Origin of the sequence: Pseudonocardia lacus (assembly GCF_018531445.1) — a bacterium.
Taxonomy (GTDB): domain Bacteria; phylum Actinomycetota; class Actinomycetes; order Mycobacteriales; family Pseudonocardiaceae; genus Pseudonocardia; species Pseudonocardia lacus.
In genome coordinates this window covers 1-9,454 of sequence record NZ_JAHDTH010000257.1, presented here as the reverse complement: position 1 = coordinate 9,454, position 9,454 = coordinate 1, and the positions used below count along the sequence as shown (strand labels likewise).

Annotated in this window: 11 protein-coding genes; 5 read left to right on the top strand and 6 right to left on the bottom strand. The window is 76.5% G+C overall.

The annotated features are described in order from the left end of the window. The 3 genes from KIK08_RS34515 to cobU form a co-directional block, all read right to left on the bottom strand. Nucleotides 1-445 (bottom strand): adenosylcobinamide-GDP ribazoletransferase (locus KIK08_RS34515; protein ID WP_308258076.1); only part of this gene is annotated, 445 nt, incomplete at its 3' end. A gap of 7 nt (nt 446-452) precedes the next feature. Next, nucleotides 453-1,556 carry a nicotinate-nucleotide--dimethylbenzimidazole phosphoribosyltransferase gene (locus tag KIK08_RS34510; protein ID WP_214407520.1) on the bottom strand — a complete coding sequence of 368 codons (1,104 nt, stop codon included), beginning with the start codon at nt 1,554-1,556 and terminating at the stop codon, nt 453-455. A 60-nt stretch (nt 1,557-1,616) separates the two neighbouring features. Then, the gene (gene cobU / locus KIK08_RS34505) at nt 1,617-2,261 is read right to left on the bottom strand and encodes a bifunctional adenosylcobinamide kinase/adenosylcobinamide-phosphate guanylyltransferase (protein ID WP_214407519.1); all 645 of its coding nucleotides are present in this window, start codon (nt 2,259-2,261) and stop codon (nt 1,617-1,619) included. Nucleotides 2,262-2,287: 26 nt separating this feature from the next. On the opposite strand from cobU, the gene KIK08_RS34500 reads away from it, so the two are divergent. Continuing rightward, nucleotides 2,288-2,485 (top strand): hypothetical protein, encoded by a 198-nt coding sequence (locus tag KIK08_RS34500; protein WP_214407518.1) that lies wholly within the window; start codon nt 2,288-2,290, stop codon nt 2,483-2,485. A gap of 22 nt (nt 2,486-2,507) precedes the next feature. On the opposite strand, the gene KIK08_RS34495 is transcribed toward KIK08_RS34500, so the two are convergent. Next, on the bottom strand, nt 2,508-3,146 hold the full coding sequence (locus tag KIK08_RS34495; RefSeq protein WP_214407517.1) for a DUF3043 domain-containing protein: 639 nt from the start codon (nt 3,144-3,146) through the stop codon (nt 2,508-2,510). A 116-nt stretch (nt 3,147-3,262) separates the two neighbouring features. Here KIK08_RS34495 and KIK08_RS34490 point away from each other — a divergent pair, with 116 nt between their 5' ends. From KIK08_RS34490 to KIK08_RS34480, 3 genes are all read left to right on the top strand, one after another. Beyond that, the gene (locus tag KIK08_RS34490) at nt 3,263-4,381 is read left to right on the top strand and encodes a glycerate kinase family protein (protein ID WP_214407516.1); all 1,119 of its coding nucleotides are present in this window, start codon (nt 3,263-3,265) and stop codon (nt 4,379-4,381) included. 214 nt (nt 4,382-4,595) lie between these two features. Further along, the gene (locus tag KIK08_RS34485; RefSeq protein WP_214407515.1) at nt 4,596-4,949 is read left to right on the top strand and encodes a HesB/IscA family protein; all 354 of its coding nucleotides are present in this window, start codon (nt 4,596-4,598) and stop codon (nt 4,947-4,949) included. A gap of 167 nt (nt 4,950-5,116) precedes the next feature. Further along, nucleotides 5,117-6,049 carry a carbohydrate kinase family protein gene (locus tag KIK08_RS34480; RefSeq protein WP_214407522.1) on the top strand — a complete coding sequence of 311 codons (933 nt, stop codon included), beginning with the start codon at nt 5,117-5,119 and terminating at the stop codon, nt 6,047-6,049. Nucleotides 6,050-6,091: 42 nt separating this feature from the next. Here KIK08_RS34480 and KIK08_RS42070 read toward each other — a convergent pair whose 3' ends face one another. Further along, nucleotides 6,092-8,269: an adenylate/guanylate cyclase domain-containing protein gene (locus KIK08_RS42070; RefSeq protein ID WP_214407514.1), complete on the bottom strand. Its 2,178-nt coding sequence runs from the start codon at nt 8,267-8,269 to the stop codon at nt 6,092-6,094. Continuing rightward, on the bottom strand, nt 8,266-8,949 hold the full coding sequence (locus KIK08_RS34470) for a Crp/Fnr family transcriptional regulator (protein WP_214407513.1): 684 nt from the start codon (nt 8,947-8,949) through the stop codon (nt 8,266-8,268). The genes KIK08_RS42070 and KIK08_RS34470 overlap by 4 nt, the downstream gene beginning before the upstream one ends. A gap of 189 nt (nt 8,950-9,138) precedes the next feature. Here KIK08_RS34470 and KIK08_RS34465 point away from each other — a divergent pair. Then, nucleotides 9,139-9,454 (top strand): hypothetical protein (locus tag KIK08_RS34465; RefSeq protein WP_250558416.1); only part of this gene is annotated, 316 nt, incomplete at its 3' end.

The window sequence follows — 9,454 nt, the reverse complement described above, 5'->3', positions numbered from 1 at the left end:
CGGACGCGCAGGCCAGCGCCGCCGCGGCCACCGCGCCCGGGCCGGGGACGAGCGCGGCCAGCGAACCGGCCTGCGCGCCGACCGCGACCACGAGCACCACCACGGCGAACGGCCCGGCGCCGCCGTCGCGCATGACCGCCAGCGCCCGCTCGGGCGGGCCGTAGCAGCCCAGGCCGTCGGCGGTGTCGGCCAGGCCGTCCAGGTGCATCCCCCGGGTGCCGGCGGCCAGTACGCCCACGGCGAGCAACCCGGCGACGAGCGCGGGCACGCCGAGCGCGACCATGCCCCACAGCGCCGCACCGGCCACCGCCCCGAGCAGCGCGCCGACCAGCGGTGCCCAGCGGATGGCCGCGGCCGCCACCGCGGGCGTCGGGGCCCCGGTGCGCACCGGGAGCACGGTCAGCCAGCTCAGGGCCAGCGCCAGGCCGGCCACCGCGACCGACACCGGCGGCTCAGGCCCGGACGGCGTCGTCGGCGTCGTCCCCGGCCGGGTCGTCGGCGGGGTCAGCGGCGGGATCAGTGGCGCCGTCGCTGTCGGCGGAGGTCGTGGTCCCGGTCTCGGCCAGCAGCCGGGCGGCCATCTGCAGCAGCGGCAGCGCCGCCATGGCCCCGGACCCGTCGTCGACGCGCAGGCCGAGGTCGAGCACCGGCTCCTTGTCCAGGCGGGCCAGCACGACGTCCATCGCGGGCTCGGGGGAGCGCTGCGCGACGAGCCACCAGTCCCGCGCGCCGGGGGCCAGCTTCTCGGCCAGCAGCGCGGCCGCCCCGACGACGAGGCCGTCGAGCAGGACCGGCGTGCGGCGGATCGCGGCCTGGGCGCAGAAGCCGGTCAGCACGGCGAGGTCGGCGCCGCCGGCCACGCGCAGCAGCGCCAGCGGGTCGCCCGAGTGCGGCTTGGCGCGGCGCAGCGCGTCGCGCACGGCGGCGGCCTTGCGCATCCAGCCGGCGTCGTCGATGCCGCTGCCGCGCCCGATCACCGCGACCGGCTCGGTGCGGGTCAGCGCGGCGACCAGCGTCGCGGCCGCGGTGGTGGCGCCGACCCCCAGCGAGGCGGGCACCAGCAGGTCCGCGCCGGAGTCGACCTCCTCGTCGGCGAGCCCGCGACCGATCTCGACGGCGCGGTCGGTCTCCGCCCCGGTGAGCGCGTCCTCGCGGTCGATGCGCCCGCTACCGGCGCGCACGTGGTGGCGCTCGGCGTCGGCCGCCCCCGACCCGGCCTCGGTGCCGACGTCGACCACCCGCACCGACGCGCCGGCCACCGGGGCCATCACGGTGACCGGCGCCGTGGCCTCGCGGACCGCGTCGACCAGGCGGGCGGTGGTGCCGGCGGCGTGCGCGGACACCCCCGCCGCGGAGACGCCGTGGTCGGCCGCGACCAGCACCACCCGGGGGCGGGCCGGCGGGCGCGGCGGGCAGGTGCCCTGCGCCGCGGCCAGCCACACGCCCAGCTCCGCCAACCGCCCCAACCCTCCGACGGGCACGGCCAGCTCGGCGTGCCGGGCGACCGCGGCGCGGCGGGCCTCGAAGTCGGGCGCGGGCACGGCGAGGAGATCCACGCCGCACTGTCTACCCCCACCGCGCCCACCCGGGCGCCACCGGCCCCGGGGGTCGCAGGGTCAGGACCAGCGGCCGTTGTGCGGTGGCGGTCCGGACGGGGGCCTGCCCACGACCGGGATCCGGCCGGTCGAGTCGATCGAGTCCGCGGTCGGGCGGGGAGCGGGCGGCTCCTTCAGCCGCAGCGGGATGCCGGCGACCAGCAGCACGACCTCGTCGCACACGGCGGCGAGCGCCGAGTTCAGCGCGCCCAGCTCGTCGCGGAACAGCCGCCCGGCCCGGGTGCCCGGGACGACACCCAGCCCGACCTCGGCCGAGACGAGCACCACCCGGGCGGTGCTGCTGGCCACCGCCTCCACCAGCTCCACGACCTGGCGGAACACGGCGGGCGGCAGCGCGTCGGCCTCCCAGGCGCCGGCGTCGTCCAGCACGCAGGACAGCCAGGTCGCGAGGTCGTCGACGAGCAGCAGGTCGTCCTCGCCGGAGCGGATGATGCCGGCCACGTCGGTGGTCTCGACCGTCTCCCACTCCTCGGACCGCCGGGAGCGGTGGGTGCTGATGCGGGCGGCCCACTCGTCGTCGTCGGGATCGACGCGGGCGGTGGCGATGTAGCAGACGGGGGCGTCGTCCGGCAGCAGGTCCTCGGCGTGCCGGGACTTGCCCGACCGGGTGCCGCCCAGCACCAGCGTGCGACGGGGGGCGATCATCACCCGTGCACGCTAGCCTCCGCCGGGTGGCTTACCACTGGCGGTATCAGGACGAGAACGGTGTTGACGTGGCCGGCCCGCAGGAGGAGTTCACCAGCAAGGCCGACGCCGAGGGCTGGTTCGCCGGCCAGTGGCTGGGGCTGCGCGAGCTCGGCGTGAAGCGGGTGGTCCTCGTCGAGGACGGCGCGGAGGTGGGCCCACCGGTCCCGCTCGAGGAGGCCTGACCGCCGGGGGCCGCCGCGGTGCCTACGGGTTGGCGCCGCGGGCGACCCTGGGCTTCGGGATGCGCAGCCTGCGCAGCTGGCTGGCCCGGGTGAAGACGTACCAGCCGGTGCCCAGCCCGTTGATCGACTCCTTGGGGAACTTCGCCCGGGCGCGCCGGGTGACCTGCACCCCCAGGAAGACCCCCTCGACGATCATCGCGGTCAGCACGATCAGGCTGAACAGGCTCAGGTACTGCTGGATCGACGGGATCGGCACCACCAGCGACAGCAGCACGACCAGCGCCAGCGGCATGAACATGCCCATCAGGTGCGGGCGGGAGTCCACGACGTCGCGGACGTAGGCCCGGACCGGGCCGCGGTCACGCGGGAGCAGGTAGCGGTCGTCGCCGGCGGCCATCCGCTCGCGGCGCTCGGCCGCCTCCTGGCGGCGCTGGTCGCGGTTGGGGCGGTCGGGGCGGTTGGCCTTGGCGTAGCGGGCGGCCTCGCGCTGGGTGCGCGGCGGGGGCGGGGCGGGGCCGCGGCGCTTGCTCTGGGCGTCGCGGCGCTTCGGCGTCGGACGGCCCTTGCCGTCGGGGCGGGCGGTGGCCGCGGGCCCCTGCGCCTCCCCGGCGGGCTTGTCGCCTCCGACGGTGGCGGGCGTGGAACGGCGCAGGAACCTCACGGCCGCCACCTTACGCGCAGGCCACACCGGTTCCGCAGGGCGGCTTCCGGTCCGCGGGGGAGGACCGCGTGCCCGAAGTGCCCGGAACGGGCGCGTCGGCGCGCTACTGTGCGCGGGTGCGCGTCGTGGTGGCTCCGGACTCGTTCGGCGGCACGCTCAGTGCCACGGCCGCCGCGGAGGCGATCGCCGAGGGCTGGCGCCGCCGCGCCCCCGGCGACGAGCTGCGGCTGCTCCCGCTGGCCGACGGCGGCACCGGTTTCGTCGACGTCCTGCACGCCGCGCGCGGCGGGACGTGGCACACGCCGGAGGTGACCGGCCCCTTCGGCGACCCGGTCGAGGCGCGCTGGCTGGAGCTCGACGGCGTCGGCTACCTGGAGTCGGCCGCGGCCTGCGGGCTGCACCTGGTGCCCCGCGAGCGGCGGGTGCCCGCGGTCGCCACCAGCGTCACCAGCCGCGGCGTCGGCGAGCTCGTCGCCGACGCCGTCCGGGCCGGGGTGGGCGAGATCGTGATCGGGCTGGGCGGCTCGGCGACCACCGACTGCGGGGCCGGGATGCTGGCCGCGCTCGGCGCGGTCGCCGTCGACGCCGCCGGCGCCGCAGTGGGCCCCGGCGGAGCGGCGCTGGCCGGCTGCACGGACCTGGACGGGCGCCCGGCGCTGGGCGGGGTCCGCCTGGTCGCGGCGGCCGACGTGGACAACCCGCTGCTGGGGGAGCACGGCGCGGCGGCGGTGTTCGGCCCGCAGAAGGGCGCCGACGCCGCCGCGGTCGCGGAGCTGGACGCGGCGCTGGCCCGCTTCGCCGACGTGCTGGCCGGCGCCTTCGGCGTCGACGTCCGCGACGACGCCGGGGCGGGCGCGGCCGGCGGGCTCGGCGCCGCGCTGCTGGCCTGCGGGGCCCGCCGGGTGTCCGGGGCCGGGCTGGTGCGCGACCTGGTCGGGCTGGAGCCCGCGCTGGACGCCGCCGACCTGGCGGTCACCGGCGAGGGCAGCTTCGACTGGCAGTCGCTGCGCGGCAAGCTGGTGACCGCGGTCGCCAGGGCGGCGGCCGACCGCGCGGTGCCGTGCGTGGTGCTGGCCGGGCAGGTCTCGGTCGGTCGGCGGGAGGCGTCGGCGGTCGGTGTCGATTCGGCCTACTCGGTCGCCGAGGACGCCGGCGGCGTCGAGCGGTCGATGGCCGACCCGGCCGGCACGCTGTCGGCGCTGGCCGAGCGGGTCGCCGGTCGCTGGAGCCGCTGACCCGGCGGTACCGACCCGGCGGCACGTGGCGCGGATCACCGAGCGGGGGAGCGGTGGAGCCGCTGCGCGGAGCGGGCCGCCGCCCCGACGGCCTACTATGTGGATCGGAACGTCAGCGGACGCCTACCCCGGACGCCGCTGCAGTGCCGAAAAGTCAGGGACCGAGAAACATCCTGGGGAAATATCCCGGGCCCCGCTCGTTGTTGGGAGAGCCATGACCGTCGACAACTCCGTCGAGACCACGCACCGCGTCGAGCTCACCGACGCCGCCGCGCTCAAGGCCCGCACCCTGCTCGAGCAGGAGGGCCGCGACGACATGCACCTGCGCATCGCGGTGCAGCCCGGTGGCTGCGCCGGCCTGCGCTACCAGCTGTTCTTCGACGACCGCTCGCTCGACGGCGACCTGTTCCGCGACTTCCACGGCCTCAAGGTCGGGGTCGACCGGATGAGCGCCCCGTACCTCGACGGCGCCGTCATCGACTTCGTGGACACGATCGAGAAGCAGGGCTTCACGATCGACAACCCGAACGCCGGCGGCTCCTGCGCCTGCGGCGACTCGTTCAACTGAGCTAGCCCTGTCGGCGCGCGGCCGGGCCGCACGTCGACGCTCCGCGTTCCCGGACCCCGGTCGGGTGAGCCCCGTGCTCCCTCGGCCGGGGTCCGCCGCGTCGGCGGGCGGTAGGGTCCCTCATCGTGCCCATCGCCGTGACCGGTTCCATCGCCACCGACCACCTCATGCACTTCCCCGGGAAGTTCGCCGACCTGATGGTCGCCGACCAGCTCGACCGGATGTCGCTGAGCTTCCTGGTCGACGACCTCGTGATCCGCCGCGGGGGGTCGGGGGCCAACATCGCCTTCGGGCTCGGGGTGCTGGGCCAGTCCCCGCTGCTGGTCGACGCCGTCGGCCCGGACTTCGCCGAGTACCGCGGCTGGCTGGAGGACCACGGCGTCGACTGCTCCGCCGTGCTGGTGTGCGACGACGTGCACACCGCCCGCTTCGTCTGCACCACCGACGACGACATGCGCCAGATCGCCTCGTTCTACACCGGCGCGATGGCCCGCTCCCGGGAGATCTCGCTGGCCCCGCTGGTGCCGCGCGGGCTCGACCTGGTGCTGATCGGCGCCAGCGACCCCGAGGGCATGCTGCGCCACACCGCGGAGTGCCGCGAGCTGGGCATCCCGTTCGCCGCCGACGTCTCCCAGCAGGTCGCCCGCATGGAGGGCGCCGACCTGCGGCTGCTCGTCGAGGGCGCGCGCTACCTGATGACCAACGACTACGAGTGGGAGCTGCTGCAGAAGAAGACCGGCTGGACCGAGGAGCAGGTCGCCGAGCGCGTCGACGTGCGGATCACCACCCTCGGCGAGCACGGCGCGACGATCATCGGCCGGGAGGTCGGGGAGATCACGGTCGGGGTGGTCCCGGAGACCGCGAAGGTCGACCCGACCGGCGTCGGCGACGGCTTCCGGGCCGGGTTCCTCACCGGCATCGCCGAGGGGCTGCCGCTGGAGCGGGCCGCCCAGCTCGGTTCGCTGATCGCGGTGCAGGTGCTGGAGGTCGAGGGCCCGCAGGAGTGGCCATGGGACCGCGCCCACGGCCTCCAGCGCCTGAGCGACGCGTTCGGCCCCGACGCCGCCGCCGAGGTCGGGAAGGCCCTGCCCGGCGCGTAGCCGCCAGCCCGGTCAGGGCGGTGACGGTCAGGGCGGTGGGAGTCAGGGGAGCGCGCGGAGCAGGTGGGCGACCACCGGCTCGCTGCGGCCCTTGACCAGCAGCTCGCCCAGCGGCTCGGTGACCGTCCCGGCCGGGAGCTGACGGCACGTGGAGTCGCCGATCAGCACCTGGCCGGGCTCGGCGGTCGTCTCCAGCCGGGCGGCGACGTTGACGGCGTCGCCCATCGCGTTGAAGTTGCGCAGTTCGTCGCTGCCGATGTTGCCGACCAGCGCCGGGCCGGTGTTCACGCCCACCCGGAACAGCGGCTCGCCCGGGCCGCGGACGTCGACGATCCGGCGCTGGATCGCCAGGGCGGCGCGGGCCGCGCGCTCGGCGTGGTCGCGCTGCCGGGCCGGGGCGTTGAACAGCGCCATCATCGCGTCGCCGACGAACTGCACGACCGTGCCGCCCTCGGCCAGCACCGCCGAGGTCGCCACCGCGAAGTAGCGGTTGAGCATCTCGACGATCCGCTCGGGCGTGGCCTGCTCGGAGAACGTGGTGAACCCGCGCAGGTCGGCGAACACCGCGGTCACCTCGACGACCGCGCCGCCCAGCGCGGCCTGGCGCGGGTCGGCGATCAGCGCGGTGGCCACGTCGGGGGACATGTACTGCCGGAACAGCCCGTCGAGCTGGCGGTAGAGCCGGGCGTTCTCCAGGCCCATGGACAGCTGCGTGGCCAGCGAGGCGAACAGCGACCGGTCCCGCTCGGAGAAGCCGCCCGCGCGCCGGGCCAGCAGCACGCCCGCGCCGCGCTCCTTGACCGTCAGCGGGCAGACCAGCACGCCGTCGGGCAGTTCCGTGGTCTCGGCGCGGCCGTCGCAGGTGCGCTCCAGGTGCGCGACCGCGGCCGGGCCCGGCATCCACCCCGGGTCGGTGGCCAGCTCGGCGGGGAAGTCGAGCCGGCCGTCGGTGAGCAGCCCGACCCGCACCACGTCGGCGCCGAAGCCCGCCGCGCGGCGGACCGAGCGGGCCAGCAGGGTGCGCTCGCCGACCAGCACCCGGGACTCGTGCCCGACCGCGACCAGGACGCCGAGCCTGCCGATCTGCTCGCGCTCGGCGCGCAGCGCGTCCGCGGCCCGGCCGAGCATCGCGACCTGGCCCTCGGTCAGCTTGAAGGTGCCGGCCACACCGGCGGTGAACACGGCCATCTCGGCGTCGGAGATCTGCCCGGCCGCCTTGCGCTCCACCGCGCCGACCAGCGTCTCCAGCGCCGAGCCGTACTCGCGGCGCACGGCGGCCACCGTCTGCTCCGTGCCGGCCGCGTCGAACAGGCCGGTGCTGGTGCCCTCCTTGCGGTAGCCGATGTAGGCGCTGTAGGCGACGTAGCCGAAGGCCATGACCATCAGCACGTGCCACAGCCACCAGGTCAGCTGCCAGTTGACGCCCAGCGCGACGGCGACGGCGGTCTCGGCGAGCAGGGCGTCGGCGGTGATCAGCGCCAGCAGCACGGCCGAGCGGCGGCGCCGGTGCAACTGCAGGGTGCGCACGGCCGCCAGGACGTAGAGGGGCACCGCGATCGCGGTGAGCCCGATCAGCAGCGGGCTCGAACCCTCGGCCAGCGTCGGGTCGGCCAGCGGGGGCAGCCCCGCGACCGACACCACGCCCCAGACGGCGGTCAGCGCGAACAGCGCCCAGCGCAGGCCCGGCGCGACGCGCAGCACGCGCGCCCCCCGCCCGCCGTCCAGGTCGAGGGTCGCGGCCGCGGCGAAGGCCCCGCCCAGCACCAGGCCGACCGGGGTGGCCAGCGCGAACCCGCCGTTGCTGCTGTCGAGCAGCACGCCCGGCGTGGCGATGGCGTGCAGGCCGAGGAACAGCGCGGCGGCCAGGAAGCCCAGCGCGACCAGGGTGAGCCGGGCGTCGTGGTGGCGGCGGGCGGAGCGGTCGACCTGCACGCCCAGCCCGACGCTGAGCGCGGCGGTCAGGAACACCAGCCAGAAGTGCGACGGGTGGTGCTCGACGTGCAGGTCGGCCTGGGGCACGGCCAGCAGCAGCCACAGCCCGGCCATCGGCAGGGCCAGGTGGAACAGCCAGATCGCGACCCGGGCCCGGCTGCCGCCGCGGGCGCGGCGGACCACGTCGACGGCCGCCGCCGCGGGGGGCGGGCCGGCGGGTGCCGGCCGGTCGAGTGCGCTGCGGTCGAGGGCGACCGTGCGCTGGGCGGCCGTGCTCGGCTCGTTCACAGCCCGCCCCCGCGCTTGCGCAGGCCGTCGAGGTCCAGGACGGTCATCGTGCGCCGGCCGGTGGTCAGGAAGCCGCGCTCGCGCAGTGTGCGCAGCGCCTTGGCGACCGCCTCCCGGGAGGCGCCGACCCAGCCGGCCAGCTCGTCCTGGGAGAGGGCGACGGTGATCCGCACGCCGCCCGCCTCCGGCTCGCCGAACCGCTCGGCCAGCTCGACGATCCGCCGGGCCACCCGCGACGCGGTGTCGAACGCGGCGAACTCGACGCGCTTGCGGTCGGCGTCGCGCAACCGCTGGGTGATCAGCCGGATCAGCACCATGGCGGCGGTGCCCCGGCTGCTGAGGTAGTCGATGAAGACCGGCGTGGCCACCACGAGCGCCACGACCGGTTCGAGCGCGGCGACCGACGCGGACCGGGGCGCGCCGTCGACCGCGGACATGTCGCCGAGCAGGGCGCCGGGCCCCCGCACGGCCAGCAGGATCTCCTCGCCGTGCGTGGTCAGCGAGAACACCTTGACCCGGCCGGTCACCACCACGAGCACCGAGGAGGACTGCTCGCCCTCCAGGAACAGCGAGGCCCCGGCCGGCCAGCGGCGGGTGCGGGCGCGCTCGGTGAGCGCGGCGCGATCGATCGGGTCGAGCTGCGCCATGAACTCCGCGGGCGCCGTCTCCGAATCCTCCATGACGGCCTTTCGCCGGTGACCTCGGTGCGGGCCAGAGCCTAGTGGTGTCGGAGGGGCGGACGTGCATTTTTCCACGCCTCGACCGCCTCTTCCGACGATGAGGGATCGAGCCGACGCGCCGACGATCGATCCGGCGGAGAAAACAGCGCCGCCACCGGCAGCGGTGGCGCCGAGGGGGGATCGAGGACCATGCAGACGCTCGACGACAGCGGGGTCGGGAGCACGCACACCACCCCGACAGCGGCGGTCGCGTTGTCCGACCGCGACCGGGCCATCCTGCGGGCCGTGGGCCGGGGCGGCGCCGAGGTCGTGGTGGGCGCCCTGCCCGACCTGTTCCTCGACGGCCGGTGCTGCTGCGACCAGCTCGCCGCGCGCCGCCTGGTGCACGCCGGGCTGATCGCGCCCGCGGTGGGTGCGGCGGTGGGCCAGCGGGTCGCGGCGCGGTTGACGCGGGCCGGGAGCGGGTTCGCCGCCCCGGTCGCGGCGCGGGCGGTCGTGCGGCGGC

Coding starts and splice junctions, on each gene's coding strand:
- cobU (WP_214407519.1), bottom strand. CDS start 2,261: ATGATCGCCCCCCGTCGCACGCTGGTGCTGGGCGGCACCCGGTCGGGC.
- KIK08_RS34485 (WP_214407515.1), top strand. CDS start 4,596: ATGACCGTCGACAACTCCGTCGAGACCACGCACCGCGTCGAGCTCACC.
- KIK08_RS34480 (WP_214407522.1), top strand. CDS start 5,117: ATGCACTTCCCCGGGAAGTTCGCCGACCTGATGGTCGCCGACCAGCTC.
- KIK08_RS34470 (WP_214407513.1), bottom strand. CDS start 8,949: ATGGAGGATTCGGAGACGGCGCCCGCGGAGTTCATGGCGCAGCTCGAC.